This is a genomic window from Brucella sp. 22210, assembly GCF_052045675.1.
Lineage (GTDB): Bacteria > Pseudomonadota > Alphaproteobacteria > Rhizobiales > Rhizobiaceae > Brucella.
Genome location: NZ_JBQEPD010000025.1, coordinates 31,410 through 49,217 on the forward strand (window position 1 = coordinate 31,410; position 17,808 = coordinate 49,217).

The following is a 17,808-nucleotide window of genomic DNA, read 5'->3' on the forward strand; positions in this document are numbered from 1 at the left end:
TATGGCCACTTTGTCCGACTACATGTCGGGAACGATTTCGCTCGCCAATGGGTCAGTGACGGTAACCGGCACCGGTACATTGTTCGAGGTGACACGGTTTCGGGAAGGCGACACGCTTCAAATCCAGAACCTGACGGCTGTTATCGCCAGCGTTGATAGCGATACGCAACTGACGCTTGCAGAGCCGTGGACGGGCACGACCATTGTTGACGGGCCATACCGTGCCCGACAGCTTGGCGATGGAAGCCGGGTCTCAACGCAAGCCGCAACGGTTATCGAACTGCTCGGCAATGGCGTCCTGACAAACCTTGCTGAACTCGGCGTCGAGGAAGGGAAGGTGCCGGTCGGAGGGCCAACTGGCGAGTACGAACTTGTCGACACATCTTCTTTCGGCATCCAAGACCCGAACGGCAGTCTCGACAAGCTGGCGGCGCTGACGTTGGCGGCGCGCCAGATATTGCAGACGGATGCAGCGGGCGATCTGAAACAGATATCGTTGGCTGCGAACAAAGCAATCGCCACGGACGCGAATGGGGACGTTACCCCCATCGACCTCGGCACACTGGGCCGCTCGCTGCTTGCTCTCGCTGCCGGAACCAGTGCTCATTATGTGCAGGGTGATGGCACCTTGCAGGCCAAGACCGGCTTACCGGTTAGTACTGCCACACAGACCGCATTGGATGCTAAGGCCAGCTTGTCAGGCGCCGCATTTACCGGGGGTGTCAGTACAACAACGACTGTCACGATAGGTAATGCCGCGAACGGAAAGCTTTACTACCGAAATGCCAGTGGCGTCCCTATAGGCGAGGTTGGTGTCGGAAGCGGCAGCGGTTTTGGTAACAGTATTGGTATTGCGATCACCGAAGCAACAGGACAGTTCGGCATATACTTGGGGGGCGGAACTGCAAGGCGCTTCAGTATTTTCTCGGATGGAAGCGCTCAGTTTACCGGGTCATTGGCCAAGGCGTCCGGCACCTTTCTCATCGATCATCCGCTTGACCCGTTCAACAAGAACCTTCGCCACGGCTTCGTGGAAGCACCTCGATACGACCTGATCTATCGCGGGACTGTTCAGCTTGTGAATGGTCGCGCCACGGTCGATATCGACGCAACAAGTAATATGACTTCCGGCACTTTCGCTGCTCTCACGACCAACGCCGTCGTGACCAGTCTGCAAAATCAGGAGGGCTTCGCTCATCTGAAGCCTGGGGCACTCAGCGGTGGCTCATTCGAAATCATCTGCGAGGACGAGAACTGCACCGATCTGGTTTCATGGGTCGTGATTGCGGAGCGCAATGATCCGTTCGTCAAATCTGATCTTGATCAGAACACCAACAATGAAGGCCGCTTCGTGCCGGAGTTCGAAAAGGAGGATGCATAATGTCTGCCACGGAAACTTTGATTGATAACGCTCGCATCGGCAAGAAAGGGTTCCCGATGCATTATGCGGCACTTGACCTTGAACCTCCCACGAAGACCATTCCTGTCGATGAAGACATTCCCCAGACGGATCACCCCGGCATGACGTTGCAAGAATATGCCGCTGCCAAGCGCTGGGAGCGGGAAGTCAGCAGAACCGTCTGGAACGGCTGGCCTGTTCTTTCCGACCGTGAAAGCCAGAGTAAGATCATCGCTGAAGCACTAGCGATTGAGAAAGGCGAGCGCACGGACGGCGATCCGTGGAAGTTTGCAGATGGTGAGTTCCGCTCCCTGACAAACGAGCAGATGGACGATCTTGCCGCAGCCGTCCGCCTTCACGTGCGAAACAGCTATCGCATTGAAGCGCAGGTGCTGGCCGCAATCGCAGCTGGAACCATCATGACTGAGGCCCAGGTCGACGCTGCATTTACAAGTTAGGACTCTTAGCCAATGCCCAGCGATGAAGCTGTCGGCACCTCGATGTAACGCGGTATCTAGCGATTGGTTTGACCCATCAGAATTATTCCTGTTACTGCTACAGCGAGGCCGTGGCTGCCTTAACTAGTAGGTCCATCCAATGTGAGGAGAAAGCACCAGGATAAGATTTCTATCTATTATTGTAGTTACAGGAATTTCTTGCCGGCTATTAAGGTCAACCTCGATTTTCTTGCAAAGCTCCTCTCCACATGCACGAGTGTATACGCCAAACTTCTTGTATAGATAATTCCGAAGGTGTCTATTGCTATGTAACCATTGCGTAATGTGGTTCTCTTTGTAGTCGCCAAAAACGATAATATTATCATATAAGCCGTTATTTGCCGCCGCCGATTGCATCAAAGTTTCGCCGAGTGAATGAGCGTATGGGAATGTGCGGTATATAACTTGCAGGCGATGAGACCACGAATAAACGGCTATTAACAAAACAGAGAACGCCAGAATAAACGATAAATAAGTGAACCTTTTTGAATGGAGGACGAAAAGCACCGGGGTAATCAATGAAATCCATAGCCAAAGCGAGGTTCTCGAAGGTAGATCCAACCCATTAATGATTGATGCGGACGCTTCCATGGCTATTATCAAAACAGATAGCAGCAAAACATAAACGCATTGGCGCTTCTTAATATTCGCAAAAAAGCATGTGGCATATCCAATAACTGATATTATAAACACAGGCCAATATCTAGTAACTTCAATCCAGAACTTTGTATATCGAACTATATTTGCGATCAAATCTCCATCTGGGAAGAGAGGTGTCGAGTGGCGCCATCCCGCGACTTTGATACCAAAATTGTTATGGAAGTACCAGTTCAGTGAGAAAATGGTAATTATTCCAACAGCATATGCTCCAACGTATACCGCGGCAGTATTTATTAGTTCGTTAGTTTTATTTAATAAGGTCGCGCCAAATACGATTAAAATCATTGGTGCGTACGCCGGGTATGTAAGTAGGGACGCTATAACTACCCCTCCGAGCATAATATAACGGACGTTATTGCGTTGTAGGAAATAGAGTGTAGTAACGCACGCTGCTGTTATCAATACGCTGCTGCTTTGCGTTACTGGCCACAGGGAAAGTTCCCCAGCAGGAGGCGAGAAAAAAAATAGCAGCGCTGCTATCACAGAAAGACGTCCCATATATAGACGAGATATGGAAACACACATCCAGATCGTAAGCGCGACAAACAGATAGTAAGCTGAATTTATGTTCAAATGAACGGTTAACAACGACCATGGGTAGTTCAGCCACCGCCCCTCGGTGGATGCTTTACTCCAGGGGCTTTCAAAGCCTTGGTCGAAATTCGCCGGAATTAGCCAGTCAAAGTCATCGTGAGAGATAAAAGGTTCTGAGAACTGGCCAAAAACGGCAAGGAACGCGCATGCAATTAGGGCGAAGATCAGTAAGCGGGTGGCTGCTTCGGAGGGAATGGTTCTAATCTCGGTAATCTGCTGATGCATCAGAGGAGTTTGTCCGTGTAATTTTCGAATAAGTTCAGCGCCTTATATAGAAAAACAATCCAGCGACGACGACAGATATCACTAACGCTGACCCTATCGGAAAGATCACCCACGGATGTAACGCGTCAGAAAAATCCAGCATCGTGTACGGCAAAAAGTGCTTCCTACTGACACGCGCTCAGGAAGAACTCGCGCGATTTTAAAAATCCAATCAACCCGAACGAAATAATAACGATGCCAACTATCAATATGGAAACATTGAACCAATACATATCCCAACCCCGTTTTTGACGCGGGTTAGTTAACCCGAACCGTGATGGTTTTACAAGCCGCCGCCCCTGAGGCAGCTTTTTCATTGCAACATGGAGAAAGCAAAGCCCCGGATGGGGGCCAGGACCGGGGTTCTACGCACCGCTCTGAAAGCGGGGGCTCCAACTGGTGCGCGGTCAGATGATATCACGATATCAGGAAATTACACTTTCACGGTCTGTCACATTCTGGCTATGTGTATCTTGGCGATACCTGCCTTTCGACTATGCTGAAATGAAATAGCGCCGGCAAGGTTTCATTAACCGGGGACGGGCGCCTTGGGAAATCTAGCTGAAAGCAACGATAAGCGCCCCGTCCCAGATTAAAGGCACGATTGTTAGGATTTTAATTCCTGCTCAAAAAAAACCTCGGTGCGCGGAACGTCACATCCGAGGTAGCGCTGCAAGGGAGGGTAACCTCAGCGCGCTAACCCCAATTATCTCACAATTTAAAGTATAAATAACTGGCGGCTGTAGTGTTTACAGCGTCCATCCGTACACAGTGAGAGCAACGCCGCCGACCGCACCGATGACTGACCATCCAATCATGCTGATACCCATGAAGCTGTGATACGTGTCCGCTGAAATCTTCTTGAAAGCCGCAACCACCAAAAGGTTTGCTAATGCGCCAGCAATGAGACCGATACCGTTTGCGACATATGCCGCTGGATGAAGTGCCATGGTCTGCATGAAATACGGTCTCAACAGGAAAGTCGCCCCCAGCATACCTGCGATCAACACAAAAACGGAAACCATTCCGAAACCGGACCATCTTACGAGCATTTGGTGAATTACCTTTGTCTTGGAGAAGATCAGGCGGTAATGGCCCATGCTCGCTCACCGGGCAACCCACCGATGACAAAATCCTCAAGAAAAACCCCGGAACAAGCCGGGGCTATTTGTCAGCGAACTTGCAGTACCTCGCCGGAATACCGGTCGATGACTACCCGCATTTCATCATCGTAACGGTCCACTCCGCGGACGATATAGACATTGCGTTTACGTGAGACGCTGTCAATTTCATCCATACCCTCTCTCTGAGCGATGCGTGCCGCACGACGTTCGCTGATATCTTCGCGATATCGCGGGCGATCACTTTCAGGTTCTACTAGGCGGATGCCGTTCGGGCCGATTTCTATACTCTGCGCATGCGCAGGAAGAGCGGAAGCCAATACTGTTATCAGTGCTGCGAAAGCTGCAGTTTTGTACATTGTCTATCCAACATTCAGTGGTTCATATCGCCCGCCAATTACCGGCGGCTTTGTACATCGCCTCATCTCCGGTGAACACTGGCTTGTGGCTCAATTACGCTAACAAAGCGAATGATCCTGTGATGTCTTCAAGGCAGCCGACCGGATCCGCATTCTTGGTGGCGTTCGATATACTTCCGGTTCAGCAAATCGACAGCCTTCTTGGCGTCACTTTCGCTGAGACCGGACTGTTTATGGCCTTCAATAGAGACAATCTCGCCGTTGAACACGTCATACACGCACCAAGTCATATCGCTCTCCCGACGCATGTCGAAACCATTTCTAATCATACCCATTCCTCCAATGATCAGACTAACGGTCTCGAAATAACGAACGGGAGGATCTTTCGTTCGTTCAATTGGAATTACGCTTCAGAACGAACCGTGCGCACGGAGCGCTAATTGAGCTCCCAACTCCATTACAGGACATCCCCATGAACAAAACAACGTTCTTCGCGTATGCGAGGCGCGCGCCTTTTGGCGGGCGCTTGAGCCAAGCGCAGGTCGACGGCACGTCGGCAATTCTGGCTGAAGCTGAGCGCCGAGGCCTGCCTGACGAGCAGACCGCTTATGTGCTCGCGACGGCATTCCACGAGACCGGCGGCAAGATGCAGCCGATCGAAGAAAACCTCAATTACACCAGTTCGGCACGCATCCGGCAGGTCTGGCCGTCGCGCTTCTCCACTGTGCAGAGCGCCCAGCCTTATGTCCGCAACCCGCAGGCTTTGGCTAACAAGGTCTATGGCGGCCGCATGGGCAATGTTGGCGCGAACGATGGCTGGATATATCGTGGCCGCGCCTTGGCGATGATCACCGGCAAGGACAACTATAAGAAGTATGGCCTCGGCGATAACCCCGACGCTGCGCTGGAGATGGCCACGGCTATCAGCATCCTGTTCGACGGGATGATCAACGGCAAGTTCACGGGCAAGCGGCTGGCAGACTATTTCGGCGCCGGTAACGCTAACCCAGTGGGCGCCCGCGCTATCGTCAACGGCAGCGACAAGGCCAGCCTAATCGCCGGTTATTACCGCAATTTCCTCGACAGCCTTGTGGCTGCCCGTGAAATGAAGCCCGCCGCGGCCGAGGACGCCAAGCCTGATGATGTGCCGCTTCTCGAAAGCCCGGCCGTAAAGCTGATGCTGACAGGCGGGGCGGGCACTATGGCGACCAGCCTTATTGGCGCTGTGGCTAACCCGTGGGCATTCGCAACTGTCGCGCTTCTGCTGGTCGCAGCAGGCGCGGGCTTCTGGCTCTGGAAGAGCGGCAGGCTTGAGCTGAAGAGGGTGGCGGCGTGAGCATAATTACAACAGCCATAGAGTACGACACCGAAACCGAAGTAGCGTTGGTGCGGATCGGCAATAACCTACAGGAATGGCGCGACGCCAAGCTGACCTTCGCTCAGGGAATCACCGAGACGCGAGATGGCTACCTCATCCGCCGCGAATGCGACGGCAGTGCTTCCATTATGTTGACTGGAGTGCCGACATGACCTGGCTCTTATCCCTGCGCTCCAGGATCACAGGCTGGGCCGTGGCTATCGCTGCGGCCCTTGCGATTCTGGCGGGCGCTTACCTCAAGGGCAGGGCGGACAACGCCACAAGCGCAACTGCCGACCGGCTGAAGGCCGCCAACAAAGCAAGGAAAATCGAAGATGAAACCAGCAAGCTTGGCGGCGGTGATGTTGACGCTGCTCTGTCTCAGTGGATGCGTGACAGCCGGTAGCTACTGCGACATCGCGCGGCCTGTCCGCCCGAGCATCGAGGACAGCCTGACCGACGGCACGAAGCGCCAGATCCTCGCGGAGAACACGAAACTGGAAAAGCTGTGCGGGGTGAAGCCGTGAGGGCGCGAAAGTGGCTGGCCTGCCTTTGGCTGGGTGTGGCAGCAAGGGGGATTATTGGATGACCGGCGCTGAAATCATGGCCGTTGTCGGCTTTATCGTGATGCTGATGGGCTTTCTGTTTGGGCTTTGGAAATACGTCGAAAGCCAGATCGCGAAAGCTGAGGCCCGCAATGCGACGAAAGCGGACGCTGCAACAGCTCTTGCCAGCCTGACGCGGCAGGAGCTTTCCGACTACAAGCTGCGCGCGGCAGAGACATTCGCCACCAAGGCGGGCATGCAGGAACAGACGTCCCAGATCATGCGGGCCATCGAAAGCGTGGCGCACCGCATCGACGGGCTAACCGAGCGGATTGATAATCTGATGCAGCCAAAATCGGTGAGAAGTAGAAATTAATTCCTAAAAAGTGGGAACAAAGGATACCGCATGCGCATTATACGTTCGCAAATGCCAAATATGAATGGAGAATATAATATGCGTCGTATTTTGTTAGCTGCTGTTGCAACTGCCGCACTTGTTTCTTTCGCAAATGCGCAGAGCGCTACCGCAACGCAAGAAGAGGTATTTGTTACTGCAAAGCCTACCGACGTTATTACTAGTAATATTCTTAACCTTGATGTTACGAATTCTAACGATGAGAGCATCGGTAAGATCCAGGATGTAGTGATGGGCGACGGTGACGTCGAAGGCTATATCGTATCGGTTGGCGGCTTCTTGGGCGTCGGCGAAAAGTATGTAGTCGTTGATCCGGATGCCATCGAGATTGTCTATTCTGAGAATGATAAGAAATGGTCGGCGAAAATGAACGCCACCAAGGAACAGCTCGAAAAGGCCACCGAGTTTAAGTACGAAGGCCGATGGGCCAAGTAACTGGTTTTTGAGAGAGCGGCTTTCTGGCCGCTCTTTTCATTTCAGGTAAGCTAGAGGCGCGAGCAGCTCACTACTGGTTTTCAGGTCCAAGCGCTCCCCGGATCATGTGAATGCAGACGGCTTAAAGAGAGCTATCAGCCCCGCTGGGCCGTGGTTCCTATTTATGCAAGCGTGTAGAACCAGATAACTGGCGCCACGATGAGGAATGCGAGAACACTCCAGAAAGCGCGCCAGCCCACGCTCTTCGTTCCCAAGAATGCCGTTATGGCTATAGCCGCCGCTATCATCACGGTAATCGGCCAGTAGATTGACATATAGACGAGGGCGGCAACCCACCAAGAAATTGAAATCATACGCGCTTGTAGCTGGTACGCAGTGCGGCGGCAATATCTCGTGGCGATGAGGGCGGGGCGGGGGGAGCGAAATGAATCCTGTGGGCTCCATTGCTATCGCGCTAGGTTACCCAAGGCTTGTAGGCTCTCTTAGTGACACCACGCTCAGTTTGAAAAGCTAGGACTCTCCTCAATTCACGTAAATCATCTCGTTCCGAAACATAACTCCTTAGCATTGAGTAGTCCGTTGGGGACGAAATTGTTTTGGCTATTGCGTCTAAGATTACCTCAGAAGAATTCATAATCTCGAGGCCAGAATTAATGGTGTGTATAACCACTATTTTCGTACTGCCTTGAAATGCGCGGTCAAATAATAAGGCGCAAGATATCTCCATGACGTTCAGAAGTCGCTCGATGTTGTCTTCGATATCACCCTTTTTATTTTTAATGTCGCTGGCAACATCTGTAAAAGTAGTTTGAATAAAACTTAGCGCCGCAAAACCATTCGCGGCTGATGAAGACCGGAGTTGCCACCAAACTAGCGGAAAGGCGACAATGGCGACAACCAAAGAGCTTATCGTGGCGAGGCTAGCCCACTCATTCAAATCTAATCTCTCAAAAAAGATCAGCACAGTCACCCGTCTTTTTTGGTTTCCGTTATACTGGGTGCGTTAGCCTGTGACTGGTTATTAGTTTGCACATTCTGAACCGCCGATCGTAGAGCTGACGAGCCTAACCCCTTCTGGACAATGTCCCCGGTCGAGACACTCTTGCGAAAAGAGGACATCCCGAGTCCTTCAGCGAATAATGTCGGCTTCTCTGTATCATCGCTCATTAAAAGCCCTCCCGTTACATTCCAATAAGTTATTCGAGGCGAATTGATTCGCCAACTGACTGGCGCTGAAATTACCGCCCGCCATTAACACCACATTTATCGTGACATTCCATCCTTCCTTTTGCGCCGCTCACCACGGCTACCAAACCAAACACGAGGAGACTGTATGTCCCATGACAGACAGGGCGCGGGTGCGCCCATCGTTGTTGATGTCGCGCTGGCGATGAAGCAACTTGAAGAAAACCCGGAAATGGCCGCCAAGATGAACGAATTGGCGTTTGGCCCGTTCGCCGCGAGGCAGCTTGCCGCTCGCGACGAGCTTATTGAGGATCTCGTTGCTGCACTGGAAGCCATGCGCGGTGAATTTCGCGCTGCTGACCTGCCTTATGGGAGTAAGGCATACCTACAGGCGGGCGAAGCGCTCGCAAATGCACGGGGTGAGGCGTGAAACGAGCGGATTTCGAACGAACACTGCGCCTTATGGAGCATGCGCGCCATCTGTCTTACGAAGCTGAAACCAAGGCAGAAGAACGCCGACTGATCCGGGAGTACAAAGCGATGCACAGAGCTATTGAGCCGTACATCAAAGGCACGGTTGCCTTTTCTGACGACGTGCAGCCCGGTCTCTTCAGAGGACACTAGATGAAGCTTTCACACGAAGAACTCCTGCGCCGCGCCGAGGCTTACCGCGAGCACGGCACGCTGGTTAAAGCTGCCAGTGCGCTCGGCATAAAGAAGTCGGCATTCCACGAGAGCATCAAGCGGGCGGCTGAGATTGGGCTGTTGGGTCCGTCGCCGACGTTGCCCGGCTATGCGATCAAAAGCCTGACGGAGACGCCGAACGGCACTTATATGCGCCAGACGAAAGAGCCTGGCCCGGTTTACGAACCGACTGCTGGCCTTGCCGTCAAAGGCAAGACAACGCTCATCAATGCCGAAGGTCGGGTTATAACCCAGCACATCATGGAACGCGCTGATGCCAGCGCACAGCGTGCGGCACTCGATGCCATGGTGGCCGCCCTGTCCGAAAGCCTACCGCGCGTCAGCATCATGCCAGCTCCGCGCGGCACGAATGCGGAGTTGTTGAACTTCTTCTGTTTGACGGACGCCCATTTCGGGATGCTGGCATGGCGTGAAGAAACCGGCGCTGATTACGATATCGAGATTGCAGAGCAGCTTGTTACGGACTGGTTCGCCGCCGCGATTGATCTTGCGCCTGACGCGCATACCGCCGTGCTGGCACAGCTCGGCGACCTCGCTCACTACGACAGCATGGAAACGGTCACGCCCGCCAGCAAGCACGTGCTAGATTCGGATTCACGCCTGCAGAAGATAATTCGCATCATCATCCGGACCGTTCGGCGTGTCATCGACATGCTGCTGCAAAAAAATCAGCACGTGCACATCATTATGGCGCAGGGCAACCACGACCCGGCCTCCTCGGCATGGCTTCGAGAAATGCTTGCAGCGATGTACGAAAACGAGCCCCGCATCACCGTCGATAACTCGCCCAGCCTTTATTACGCCTACGAGTGAGGCAAGACAGCGATCTTTGCGCATCACGGTCACAAGCGCGGCGTCAATAACGTCGATGCGACGCTCGCTGGCATGTTCCGCGAAATGTATGGACGCAGCAAGTACGCCTATGCGCACGTAGGGCATTTGCATTCGGACGAGGGGCGTAAGTCCGGGCTGATGTATGTCGAGCGCCACGAAACGCTTGCGGCTCCAGACGCATATGCTGCTGGCGGTGGCTGGCTGTCAGGCAGATCGGCGAAAGTCATCACGTACTCAAAGCTGTACGGCGAAGTTTCGCGCCTGACGCTCAGGCCTGAAATGGTCCAAGGCGCTGCGCGTTTGCTGGTGGCCGCGAATGATAACCAGCCTAAGCGGGCTGCAGCTTAAAAAGAAAAAGGCGGGTTTTGCCCGCCTCTCACTTCGTTGTCCTATTGTGCAGCAAGAATGCCAGCAATCAATCCGGTGGCACCTGCAATGAGAAGGTACTGATTATCGACCTTAACCCAATGCTGGCCACGACCAGGCTTACGAAGACCGTAGCGATTGTAGTCGCGGATTTCCTGATGGCGGCGCCAATCGCTGTAACGCTGACCCTTTGACCACTGATGACGGCCGTAGTCGCGGCGATCATGGCGATAGAACTCCTTGCCGTGATGCGGGCGCTGCGGCTCATAGCGCTGTGGAGCAGGCTTGCTGTGATGGTAATCGCGGGCCTGTGCCATTGGAGCGGCAACGAACGTCATAGCGATGGCGGCTAGTACAGCTTTCTTGAACATGAATGCTCTCCTTTGTTGTCCGCAAGATATCGGGAGCGAACTGAACGCTAGATGAACAGACGTAGGTGCAAACATTAAATAAAATCAATGTGATGTTAGTAAAATATTAACCAAAACACTAACCGCCGCAGCCAAAAACACGAGGAGAGAACATGCTTGAAGAAGCAGAAGACCGCGCCGCGCGAGCGGCTGTAGAAGGACGGCAGATGAGGGTAGGCGGGAAGGTTATAAGTTTCTTGCCAAAACATTATAACGACAATGTGCCAACTACCGGCAAGCCACTCGTCATCATCGAAAGCCCATATAGCGGCGACGTGGCGCGCAACACCGAATATGCCCGCGCCTGCCTTCTGGACAGTTTGCGTCGGGGCGAGGCACCGATTGCAAGCCACTTGCTGCTTACGCAGGTGTTGGACGACTTGCGGCCTGATGAACGTGAACTCGGCATCGAGGCTGGCCTTGCATGGTATCGCGTGGCGGAGAAATGCGTTGTCTACGAGGATTGGGGAAAAAGTAGCGGCATGATAACTGGTATCAGGCGGGCTAAGCAATTTAGCGTGCCGGTCGAGTTCCGCAATATTGAAGCAAGCGCCGCAGCTTGATAGCGCCGCAGGAGAAAAACCATGAGTAACCTTGAAACAGCAATTGCGGTAGCGGCAGCGGCGCATATGGACCAGAAGAGCGACAACGGCGATCCGTACATTCTGCATCCACTGCGCGTTATGATGGCTCAAGAGACACGCGAAACGCAGATCCTCGCTGTTATGCACGACATGATCGAGCACACGAACACCTCGCTGAACGATATCTATTCGTTCGGCTTTGACGACGATATCGTGCTGGCCTTGAACGCGATCACCCGACGCGATGATGAAGACTATCTCGTCTACGTCAAACGGGCCTGTTCCAACCCTATTGCGCGACCGGTGAAGATCGCAGACCTGCGCGACAATTTGCGTGCCTATGGCGACGATGAGGAACACCGAGTGCGCTACACCGCAGCTCTCGAAATGATCGGGGAGGCGCCATGATCCCCTTCAAAGTTGGTGATCAGGTGGTCTGTATCGATGCCAAGGTCGGCTTCGAACAGTTCATCGAGATTAAGGAAGGCGAGATTTATGAAATCGCCTGGATCGGCCCGTTCGAGCATTACACGCAGGGCAGCTACATCGGTGTACGCCTAAAAGGCGTCGATCGGGGCATCTGCCCGCAGTTCGGTTATGACAATCCGCCATTCGCAGCGCGCCGGTTTCGTCCGCTTGTTCGCGATAAGCTGTCGTCGGTCCGGGGACTACTTGCTGGCGGGCCTGTAACTGAAGAGTTTGAAGAGCCGAAGCGGAAGGTGAGGGAGGAGGTATGAGTTTCGTCCTCGACAGGGCAGCGCCTATTTATGCCGACCTCAATTGTGCGCCCGTCACCTCCGACGGCGGCAGCACGAGCTATTACGAGCTACCTCCACATGCGACCGAACTGAACGACCTGATCGAGCACAAAGGCATGTCCTTCGCGCTCGGCAACATCTTTAAGGCTTGCTATCGGTTCGGCGAGAAAGACGCGGCCAGCCGAATGTATGATCTGAATAAAATCATCTATTTTGCTGAGAGACTGAAGGCTTTGGAGAGCAGAAAGGTCTGATCAAAAAGAACCCCGCAAGGAAAACCGCACGGGGTCAAGCGACTTTGTCCCCTCCAAAAGGACAATCAAAATTTACCCTTCTGGTCAAAAAAGTAAACCCCGATCTCCGAGAGGGAGACCGGGGTTTGCCTGCTGAGGGGCAAAGCATTCAGTGATTTACCAGGACAGCATGCACAATCAGAATATCAGTTGCTGAATAGATGAAAAGCCCCGAAATAAATAATGCTTTGCCGGGGGCTGCAAGCTGCTAGTGGGGCGTCGCCACACTAGCAAGCCTTGTTTAAGGTCAGCTATTCGCATCGAATTTAAAAGTCGAGTGACTTCCGTCGAGGTACGCCTCAATTCTGCTCGTTATCTATCACGACGGTTATGTTATCTCTGACAAGCCCTCTGGCGATTATTCCGACAGCTACCGCTGCTTCCATGCCGCTCCACCCAGCTTTTTCAGCTCGTTCGATCAAATCGATAACGCCGTCGACTATAGCGTCTTGGCAATCAGCGTCGCGACCTTGATATTGTCCGATCTCGCGAGGACGAATAATCCGATTAGGCATGTGGCATCCTAGATTTTATTCTGACTTACCTCTCCTTGCGAATTTTTGCCATCGTTGACAAAAAAGTAAACCCCAGCAAGGAGGACGCCGTGCCGGGGTCACGCAGGTTGGGTTTTCATCGGTCTGAAAAGCCTACGCAATTTATAATCTATGCGAACTAGATTAGTGGTCAAGCACAACCGATCAATCGAAAAGCCTAGCCAATTCGGCCGCGCGCGTTGCCGTCGATTCAGGATCGTGGTTGCTTTCCTCGAAGATTCTCATCACGAGACGGGCTAGTCGGTCCTTGTCCTCATGGGTGGAAGGGCATCGTTCAAGGAGATCGCAGCATTGGGTATATGCTTGCTGTAAAAGTTCCAGTTCGGTCGGGTTATATGTTCCCTGATAGTCTGCGGATCTGAACGGCATCGGTGGCTCCTTCTATGCAACCACAGCGCTCAGTTTCGGCAAATTTCAAGTGGTATTTTGCGTTCGAAAATCGGGTGCTTTAATTGTCGCATGGGCGCGGAATAGAAACCCCGGCTCCGAGGGGGGCGCCGGGGCTACATACTAGTAGGGGTGTTAACAGAGTCAACCTAGTATGCAGGGTCAGAATATCAGTTCGCGAACATATGCAAAGCCACTAATCGCGGTCCTGTGGCGCCCTAGTTACGTTCGCAAGTACCCGTGAAAAAATGGGGAACGTTTTATCGCTCTCTTCGTTTTCACCCTGCGAAGAAATTCCCATCATTCAAAGGATGAAGAGATGAGCAGCACCACGGACAAAATTAAGGGAAAAGCCAATCAGGCCGGCGGAGCCATCAAGGAAGAAGCTGGCAAGCTTACAGGTAACCGAAAGGTTGAAGCAGAAGGTGCGGCCCAGAAGCTGAAGGGCAAGGCTCAGGAAGCCAAAGGCAAGGCAAAAGACGCCGTAAAGTCGGTCGTCGATAAGGCATAAGTGATTTGCCGCTAATATCTCTCCATCCTCGCGGGTGGGGAGATTTTTATGTGTTTGGATGGTCGACCTCTGTCAACGGAAATCCAAATGGAATTGTACAGCTAGAATTTGGAATTTTCTTGCTACTCGCCACAACATCAAGCGGCGGTAAATTGACGTTATTGTCGGAGATGCAGCTTTGTCGACTTCACTGAATAATGCACGTCCCCGGCCAATCACGGCATGAGCGGTTAGCGCATGAGGTAACAGATGTCGCAATGACGATCATGCCGATAAGTATAAGTGCAAATTTCATGTGAATTTCTCTAGCCGTGATGATGTCGCGAATGCAAGGCCAACGATCCTAATGATGCGACCTCCGCCATTCTTCGGCAGCTTCAGCTAGTGCTCTGCTGTCATCCTCTGATGCCTCGTTCTGAAGGATGCGGTTCATGGCAAGTTCGATAATGGCGTTCGCGGCTTCTACCTCTCCCCATCCCGCTTGCTGAGCTTTGTCGACAAGTTCCCAAACCAGGGTTTCCAGTTGAAACTGGCAATCAAGATCGCGGTCGTCGTATTCTCGACTATGTCTCGGACCCTTCACCATCCACCTCCTGCATCGTGTCGTTGCCTTGATATCGGCTGTTGTTGACCTGAGGCGACACGCGCCACGCTTGCAATATGTCGTCGTTTGCTGGCTTGAGTAGGTCTTCACGTGGCTCGGAAAGCCATAGATGCCAGTTCTTTTCCTCCAAAATGACCGGCATGCGGGTGTGGATTTTCGCCATGAAGTCGTTAGCGGCACAAGTGATAATCGTGCAGCTCTTCACTTCTTCGCCTGTAGCCTTGTCGTGCCATCTCTCATGCAGGCCAGCGAAGGTAAGGGGCTTGCCATCTTTGGCGGATATGAACCAAGGCTGACGCGCCTCCTTCGGGCCTGACCATTCGAAGAAGCCCGTGGCAGGGATGAGACAGCGCGAGCGATTAAACGGTCCTGCGAAAGTCCGCTTTTGCTTCAACTCCTCGGCCTTGGCATTAAAAGTGGTGTACTTGAACTCGCTCAGCGATTGTTTCCACGAACTCGGAATGAGCCACCAACGCATTTCTGAATAATCGAGGTTTCCGCCGTTCTGCGTGATGACGCCCACCTGCGTTGTCGGCGCGATATTATACCGAGGCTGGATATTCCGAGGCGTTACCGCCGTCAGATTGTACATCGCGTGGATTTCAGCCCACGTATAGGTCTGGGTAAATCGTCCGCACATCCGCTCCTTCTCGTTTGCAAAAAGGTAGGGCGCTTATTTTATGCGTCCATACGTCGATGGAACATCACTGCGATAAGACAGTTACCTTAGACGATTGAACATGCCGAGGAGCCGGTCGAATGAAATGGATAGCTGTAGCAGTTGGCCTCGTGGTCATGTCCAGCGCGTCATTTGCGCAAGGATCTGGAGCGCCATCGCAATCTGGTGGGCAGGAACCTGAAGTGCCGGGTAACCCTCCAGCAGCACCGGGCCAGCCACCATCCGATCCAGACAGCACCCAAGTCCCGTCGTCGCAAAAGCAAGATCAGATACAGAAGCCGGAGATAGACGCATGTTCTCCTGGGCAGGAAGCAAAAACCTGCGTTGAAAAGCAGCGTGGCACCAAGTAGCGCTTATTTGCGCCGTCCAGCCAAGGCTTCTTCGCCTTCCTGTTTATGCTCACGGCAGAACCAGAGTTGAGCCGTAGCGGTCTTGTAGCCGAACGATCCCCACGTTTTGCAGCCCTTCGCATCGCAGAAGTGCTCAAACAACTTGTTGCCTTTGGCGCTGGGAGCTCGGTCGGTCTTGTATCCAGTCATTCTCTATCTCGGTGGTTTTGTCACTCCGAACTGAGCATCGCCCTTGGCCGTGCAGGCCCGGCAACGCATTCGTCGGTGAAGATCAACAAAGTATGTATGTGTCCCGAACTTCCGCAGAATGATCCGTTTGTCGACCGATCCAATATGACCGCAGCGGCAGCAATAGCCGTACAGTTCGTACCAGCCAAACAAATCCATGATCCGCGTCGAGGCCGGCATATCCATCAAGTAAGGTGGTCGAATCTTCATTTTTCAAAATACGTCTCCCATGGCTTGGAAGACTTATCTGCGGGATCGTGCGGCTTGCCACCGTAAAGGCGGATGAACTCTTTCTGCCCTTCCAGAGTGTTAAAGCGCGCAATGCTAAATCCCGTCAGATTGTTTTGAATCCCGCCCCAAAGCCGGTACCCGCCCAATCTCTCTCGGTCGTTCAACATTTGAACCAGATGCATCCGATGCCATTCGGTAAGTAGAAGAACGACCTGGAATGGGTATTCCTTGTTGATCAGCGTTTTTGGCGGCTCGCCGCGTGAACGGCTCATTTGGGAAGGAAATCTATTAACGAACTACGATTCTTTCCCACTTGTCGGCAGACGCAGCGCTGCCGAATTGGAGTTGCCCCTTAAAAACCGGACATTTTCAGGATTGAGCATTTCGGCTCAGGAACTCTCGTGGAGATTGATATCCTAAAGCCTTGTGCGGGTGAAGATTGTTATAGTGCTCGAACCATGATGGCAGTTGAGCCATGACAGTTTCGGCGTCCGGCGTCGGGTTGATCCGGACATAATCGCGCTTGAATGTTTTGACGAAAGCCTCAGCCATTCCATTTGACTGCGGGCTGCGCACTGGTGTTCTGCACTGTTCCATACCGATATCCCGGAGCAGGGACGCGGTGTTTTTCGCAATGAAGCATGAACCATTGTCGGTAAGCCACTGGATGGGCTCTGCCAGCATATTGATGCGCCCGAAGCGGTTTTCTACCGCCGTGATGACAAGGTCCTGTACATCTTCGCTCTTGATGCCTTCTGTCGTGGCCACATGAGCGATTGCTTCCCGATCACAGCAGTCGAGCGCAAATGCAACGCGGACCTTTTCCTTGTTGTCGCACGTGATCTCGAAGCCATCGGAGCACCATCTGGTATTGGAGCGCTCGACGGTGACTTGCCCGTCGTGTCTGCGTTCACCGGCAGCTCCGGTATGGCGCTGAAGGAGCAGATCATGCCGCTTCATCACGCGATAAACACGTTTGGCGTTCGGCCATGAACGCCCCTGTTCACGGGCCTTGCGCCGCAGAATGGCATGAACGCGCCGATAACCATAGGTCGACATTTCTTCAATGACCGCCTTGATCTGAGCAACCAGATCAGCGTCGGGAAGCGGAGGTCTCCCTCGGGCTCTGGAAAGGGTGCCTGTGGCGCGTGCAGCGATATTCGACCGGGCAACGCCTAACGTCTCGCATAGCGCCTTCATCGCAAAACGTCCTTCGGCAGCGAGATTGAGTGCAGCAGTCGTTTTTTTGGGCCGTTGGCGATTTCGAGGGCCTCCTTGAGAATTTCCCCTTCCATCGTCTTCTTGCCCAGAAGGCGCTGTAATTCCTTCACCTGAGCCTGAAGCGCCCGGTATTCCGAGGCAGGGACAACCTCCTCTTCGGCTGCGGTGGCAACCAAGGCACCCTGCGATGCAAGCTTGCGCCACGCGAACAGCTGGTTAGGCGCAATGCCATGACGACGGGCGACCAGACTGACCGTCGCGC

At 53.2% G+C, this 17,808-nt stretch carries 27 protein-coding genes; 15 read left to right on the forward strand and 12 right to left on the reverse strand.

The window, feature by feature from the left end:
- The first annotated feature begins 1 nt into the window (after position 1).
- Complete coding sequence (locus ACTJKP_RS21425; protein ID WP_440632087.1) at positions 2-1,381, forward strand: hypothetical protein; 1,380 nt, start codon at positions 2-4, stop codon at positions 1,379-1,381.
- The gene (locus ACTJKP_RS21430; RefSeq protein ID WP_440632088.1) at positions 1,381-1,857 is read left to right on the forward strand and encodes a DUF4376 domain-containing protein; all 477 of its coding nucleotides are present in this window, start codon (positions 1,381-1,383) and stop codon (positions 1,855-1,857) included. Before ACTJKP_RS21425 ends, ACTJKP_RS21430 begins: the two co-directional genes overlap by 1 nt.
- A gap of 123 nt (positions 1,858-1,980) precedes the next feature.
- Here ACTJKP_RS21430 and ACTJKP_RS21435 read toward each other — a convergent pair whose 3' ends face one another.
- The 4 genes from ACTJKP_RS21435 to ACTJKP_RS21450 form a co-directional block, all read right to left on the reverse strand.
- Positions 1,981-3,375, reverse strand: coding sequence for a hypothetical protein (locus tag ACTJKP_RS21435; RefSeq protein WP_440632089.1), 1,395 nt, complete (start codon positions 3,373-3,375; stop codon positions 1,981-1,983).
- A 788-nt stretch (positions 3,376-4,163) separates the two neighbouring features.
- Positions 4,164-4,514 (reverse strand): hypothetical protein, encoded by a 351-nt coding sequence (locus tag ACTJKP_RS21440; RefSeq protein ID WP_440632090.1) that lies wholly within the window; start codon positions 4,512-4,514, stop codon positions 4,164-4,166.
- A gap of 71 nt (positions 4,515-4,585) precedes the next feature.
- Entirely contained in the window at positions 4,586-4,894 is a 309-nt protein-coding gene (locus ACTJKP_RS21445; RefSeq protein WP_121538146.1) for a PepSY domain-containing protein, read from the reverse strand.
- A gap of 128 nt (positions 4,895-5,022) precedes the next feature.
- Positions 5,023-5,223, reverse strand: coding sequence for a hypothetical protein (locus ACTJKP_RS21450; RefSeq protein ID WP_440632091.1), 201 nt, complete (start codon positions 5,221-5,223; stop codon positions 5,023-5,025).
- A gap of 143 nt (positions 5,224-5,366) precedes the next feature.
- Here ACTJKP_RS21450 and ACTJKP_RS21455 point away from each other — a divergent pair, with 143 nt between their 5' ends.
- The 5 genes from ACTJKP_RS21455 (at position 5,367) to ACTJKP_RS21475 (ending at position 7,646) form a co-directional block, all read left to right on the forward strand.
- Positions 5,367-6,230 (forward strand): chitinase, encoded by an 864-nt coding sequence (locus tag ACTJKP_RS21455; protein WP_319080867.1) that lies wholly within the window; start codon positions 5,367-5,369, stop codon positions 6,228-6,230.
- Positions 6,227-6,424: a hypothetical protein gene (locus tag ACTJKP_RS21460; protein ID WP_440632092.1), complete on the forward strand. Its 198-nt coding sequence runs from the start codon at positions 6,227-6,229 to the stop codon at positions 6,422-6,424. The genes ACTJKP_RS21455 and ACTJKP_RS21460 overlap by 4 nt, the downstream gene beginning before the upstream one ends.
- Entirely contained in the window at positions 6,421-6,657 is a 237-nt protein-coding gene (locus ACTJKP_RS21465; RefSeq protein ID WP_440632093.1) for a hypothetical protein, read from the forward strand. Before ACTJKP_RS21460 ends, ACTJKP_RS21465 begins: the two co-directional genes overlap by 4 nt.
- Before the next feature lie 179 nt (positions 6,658-6,836).
- A complete protein-coding gene (locus ACTJKP_RS21470; protein ID WP_440632094.1) occupies positions 6,837-7,172 on the forward strand; it encodes a hypothetical protein in 336 nt (111 codons plus the stop codon).
- Positions 7,173-7,250: 78 nt separating this feature from the next.
- A complete protein-coding gene (locus ACTJKP_RS21475) occupies positions 7,251-7,646 on the forward strand; it encodes a PRC-barrel domain-containing protein (protein WP_025089957.1) in 396 nt (131 codons plus the stop codon).
- Between the two features lie 161 nt (positions 7,647-7,807).
- Here the strand turns inward: ACTJKP_RS21475 and ACTJKP_RS21480 are convergent, their stop codons facing one another.
- Positions 7,808-7,999: a hypothetical protein gene (locus tag ACTJKP_RS21480; protein WP_121538154.1), complete on the reverse strand. Its 192-nt coding sequence runs from the start codon at positions 7,997-7,999 to the stop codon at positions 7,808-7,810.
- 101 nt (positions 8,000-8,100) lie between these two features.
- The gene (locus tag ACTJKP_RS21485) at positions 8,101-8,616 is read right to left on the reverse strand and encodes a hypothetical protein (protein WP_440632095.1); all 516 of its coding nucleotides are present in this window, start codon (positions 8,614-8,616) and stop codon (positions 8,101-8,103) included.
- Positions 8,617-8,979: 363 nt separating this feature from the next.
- Here ACTJKP_RS21485 and ACTJKP_RS21490 point away from each other — a divergent pair, with 363 nt between their 5' ends.
- The 3 genes from ACTJKP_RS21490 to ACTJKP_RS21500 all read left to right on the forward strand — a co-directional run bounded on the left by ACTJKP_RS21490 (position 8,980) and on the right by ACTJKP_RS21500 (position 10,718).
- A complete protein-coding gene (locus ACTJKP_RS21490) occupies positions 8,980-9,261 on the forward strand; it encodes a hypothetical protein (protein WP_440632096.1) in 282 nt (93 codons plus the stop codon).
- Between the two features lie 194 nt (positions 9,262-9,455).
- Positions 9,456-10,349: an oxidoreductase gene (locus ACTJKP_RS21495; protein WP_440632097.1), complete on the forward strand. Its 894-nt coding sequence runs from the start codon at positions 9,456-9,458 to the stop codon at positions 10,347-10,349.
- 72 nt (positions 10,350-10,421) lie between these two features.
- Positions 10,422-10,718 carry a hypothetical protein gene (locus tag ACTJKP_RS21500; RefSeq protein WP_440632098.1) on the forward strand — a complete coding sequence of 99 codons (297 nt, stop codon included), beginning with the start codon at positions 10,422-10,424 and terminating at the stop codon, positions 10,716-10,718.
- A 41-nt stretch (positions 10,719-10,759) separates the two neighbouring features.
- Here the strand turns inward: ACTJKP_RS21500 and ACTJKP_RS21505 are convergent, their stop codons facing one another.
- Positions 10,760-11,107, reverse strand: a complete 348-nt coding sequence (locus ACTJKP_RS21505) for an RcnB family protein (RefSeq protein ID WP_151657599.1) — start codon at positions 11,105-11,107, stop codon at positions 10,760-10,762.
- A gap of 152 nt (positions 11,108-11,259) precedes the next feature.
- Between ACTJKP_RS21505 and ACTJKP_RS21510 the strand changes: the two genes are divergently transcribed.
- From ACTJKP_RS21510 to ACTJKP_RS21530, 5 genes are all read left to right on the forward strand, one after another.
- The gene (locus ACTJKP_RS21510; protein ID WP_440632099.1) at positions 11,260-11,709 is read left to right on the forward strand and encodes a DUF7768 domain-containing protein; all 450 of its coding nucleotides are present in this window, start codon (positions 11,260-11,262) and stop codon (positions 11,707-11,709) included.
- A gap of 21 nt (positions 11,710-11,730) precedes the next feature.
- Positions 11,731-12,138 (forward strand): GTP pyrophosphokinase, encoded by a 408-nt coding sequence (locus ACTJKP_RS21515; RefSeq protein WP_124916274.1) that lies wholly within the window; start codon positions 11,731-11,733, stop codon positions 12,136-12,138.
- Positions 12,135-12,467, forward strand: coding sequence for a hypothetical protein (locus ACTJKP_RS21520; RefSeq protein ID WP_440632100.1), 333 nt, complete (start codon positions 12,135-12,137; stop codon positions 12,465-12,467). Before ACTJKP_RS21515 ends, ACTJKP_RS21520 begins: the two co-directional genes overlap by 4 nt.
- Positions 12,464-12,742 (forward strand): hypothetical protein, encoded by a 279-nt coding sequence (locus ACTJKP_RS21525; protein ID WP_440632101.1) that lies wholly within the window; start codon positions 12,464-12,466, stop codon positions 12,740-12,742. Before ACTJKP_RS21520 ends, ACTJKP_RS21525 begins: the two co-directional genes overlap by 4 nt.
- A gap of 1,299 nt (positions 12,743-14,041) precedes the next feature.
- On the forward strand, positions 14,042-14,233 hold the full coding sequence (locus tag ACTJKP_RS21530; protein WP_113533395.1) for a CsbD family protein: 192 nt from the start codon (positions 14,042-14,044) through the stop codon (positions 14,231-14,233).
- Between the two features lie 563 nt (positions 14,234-14,796).
- Here the strand turns inward: ACTJKP_RS21530 and ACTJKP_RS21535 are convergent.
- From ACTJKP_RS21535 to ACTJKP_RS21555, 5 genes are all read right to left on the reverse strand, one after another.
- Positions 14,797-15,477: an SOS response-associated peptidase gene (locus ACTJKP_RS21535; protein WP_440632102.1), complete on the reverse strand. Its 681-nt coding sequence runs from the start codon at positions 15,475-15,477 to the stop codon at positions 14,797-14,799.
- Positions 15,478-15,630: 153 nt separating this feature from the next.
- Positions 15,631-15,810: a hypothetical protein gene (locus ACTJKP_RS21540; RefSeq protein WP_162762601.1), complete on the reverse strand. Its 180-nt coding sequence runs from the start codon at positions 15,808-15,810 to the stop codon at positions 15,631-15,633.
- A gap of 59 nt (positions 15,811-15,869) precedes the next feature.
- A complete protein-coding gene (locus tag ACTJKP_RS21545; protein WP_440632103.1) occupies positions 15,870-16,055 on the reverse strand; it encodes a hypothetical protein in 186 nt (61 codons plus the stop codon).
- Positions 16,056-16,300: 245 nt separating this feature from the next.
- On the reverse strand, positions 16,301-16,597 hold the full coding sequence (locus ACTJKP_RS21550) for a hypothetical protein (RefSeq protein ID WP_440632104.1): 297 nt from the start codon (positions 16,595-16,597) through the stop codon (positions 16,301-16,303).
- Between the two features lie 97 nt (positions 16,598-16,694).
- Positions 16,695-17,808 (reverse strand): IS3 family transposase gene (locus ACTJKP_RS21555; RefSeq protein ID WP_440630270.1). Its coding sequence is split into 2 segments (ribosomal slippage), with 1,115 coding nucleotides annotated over them: positions 16,695-17,578 and positions 17,578-17,808; the frame shifts between segments, so codons are not numbered across the junction. This gene is flagged as partial in the annotation.

Coding starts and splice junctions, on each gene's coding strand:
- ACTJKP_RS21470 (WP_440632094.1), top strand. CDS start 6,837: ATGACCGGCGCTGAAATCATGGCCGTTGTCGGCTTTATCGTGATGCTG.
- ACTJKP_RS21545 (WP_440632103.1), bottom strand. CDS start 16,055: ATGACTGGATACAAGACCGACCGAGCTCCCAGCGCCAAAGGCAACAAG.
- ACTJKP_RS21490 (WP_440632096.1), top strand. CDS start 8,980: ATGTCCCATGACAGACAGGGCGCGGGTGCGCCCATCGTTGTTGATGTC.
- ACTJKP_RS21450 (WP_440632091.1), bottom strand. CDS start 5,223: ATGATTAGAAATGGTTTCGACATGCGTCGGGAGAGCGATATGACTTGG.
- ACTJKP_RS21430 (WP_440632088.1), top strand. CDS start 1,381: ATGTCTGCCACGGAAACTTTGATTGATAACGCTCGCATCGGCAAGAAA.
- ACTJKP_RS21535 (WP_440632102.1), bottom strand. CDS start 15,477: ATGTGCGGACGATTTACCCAGACCTATACGTGGGCTGAAATCCACGCG.
- ACTJKP_RS21425 (WP_440632087.1), top strand. CDS start 2: ATGGCCACTTTGTCCGACTACATGTCGGGAACGATTTCGCTCGCCAAT.
- ACTJKP_RS21445 (WP_121538146.1), bottom strand. CDS start 4,894: ATGTACAAAACTGCAGCTTTCGCAGCACTGATAACAGTATTGGCTTCC.
- ACTJKP_RS21525 (WP_440632101.1), top strand. CDS start 12,464: ATGAGTTTCGTCCTCGACAGGGCAGCGCCTATTTATGCCGACCTCAAT.
- ACTJKP_RS21520 (WP_440632100.1), top strand. CDS start 12,135: ATGATCCCCTTCAAAGTTGGTGATCAGGTGGTCTGTATCGATGCCAAG.
- ACTJKP_RS21475 (WP_025089957.1), top strand. CDS start 7,251: ATGCGTCGTATTTTGTTAGCTGCTGTTGCAACTGCCGCACTTGTTTCT.
- ACTJKP_RS21440 (WP_440632090.1), bottom strand. CDS start 4,514: ATGGGCCATTACCGCCTGATCTTCTCCAAGACAAAGGTAATTCACCAA.
- ACTJKP_RS21465 (WP_440632093.1), top strand. CDS start 6,421: ATGACCTGGCTCTTATCCCTGCGCTCCAGGATCACAGGCTGGGCCGTG.
- ACTJKP_RS21540 (WP_162762601.1), bottom strand. CDS start 15,810: ATGCGTCTATCTCCGGCTTCTGTATCTGATCTTGCTTTTGCGACGACG.
- ACTJKP_RS21515 (WP_124916274.1), top strand. CDS start 11,731: ATGAGTAACCTTGAAACAGCAATTGCGGTAGCGGCAGCGGCGCATATG.
- ACTJKP_RS21480 (WP_121538154.1), bottom strand. CDS start 7,999: ATGATTTCAATTTCTTGGTGGGTTGCCGCCCTCGTCTATATGTCAATC.
- ACTJKP_RS21495 (WP_440632097.1), top strand. CDS start 9,456: ATGAAGCTTTCACACGAAGAACTCCTGCGCCGCGCCGAGGCTTACCGC.
- ACTJKP_RS21505 (WP_151657599.1), bottom strand. CDS start 11,107: ATGTTCAAGAAAGCTGTACTAGCCGCCATCGCTATGACGTTCGTTGCC.
- ACTJKP_RS21550 (WP_440632104.1), bottom strand. CDS start 16,597: ATGAGCCGTTCACGCGGCGAGCCGCCAAAAACGCTGATCAACAAGGAA.
- ACTJKP_RS21435 (WP_440632089.1), bottom strand. CDS start 3,375: ATGCATCAGCAGATTACCGAGATTAGAACCATTCCCTCCGAAGCAGCC.
- ACTJKP_RS21510 (WP_440632099.1), top strand. CDS start 11,260: ATGCTTGAAGAAGCAGAAGACCGCGCCGCGCGAGCGGCTGTAGAAGGA.
- ACTJKP_RS21455 (WP_319080867.1), top strand. CDS start 5,367: ATGAACAAAACAACGTTCTTCGCGTATGCGAGGCGCGCGCCTTTTGGC.
- ACTJKP_RS21500 (WP_440632098.1), top strand. CDS start 10,422: ATGTTCCGCGAAATGTATGGACGCAGCAAGTACGCCTATGCGCACGTA.
- ACTJKP_RS21530 (WP_113533395.1), top strand. CDS start 14,042: ATGAGCAGCACCACGGACAAAATTAAGGGAAAAGCCAATCAGGCCGGC.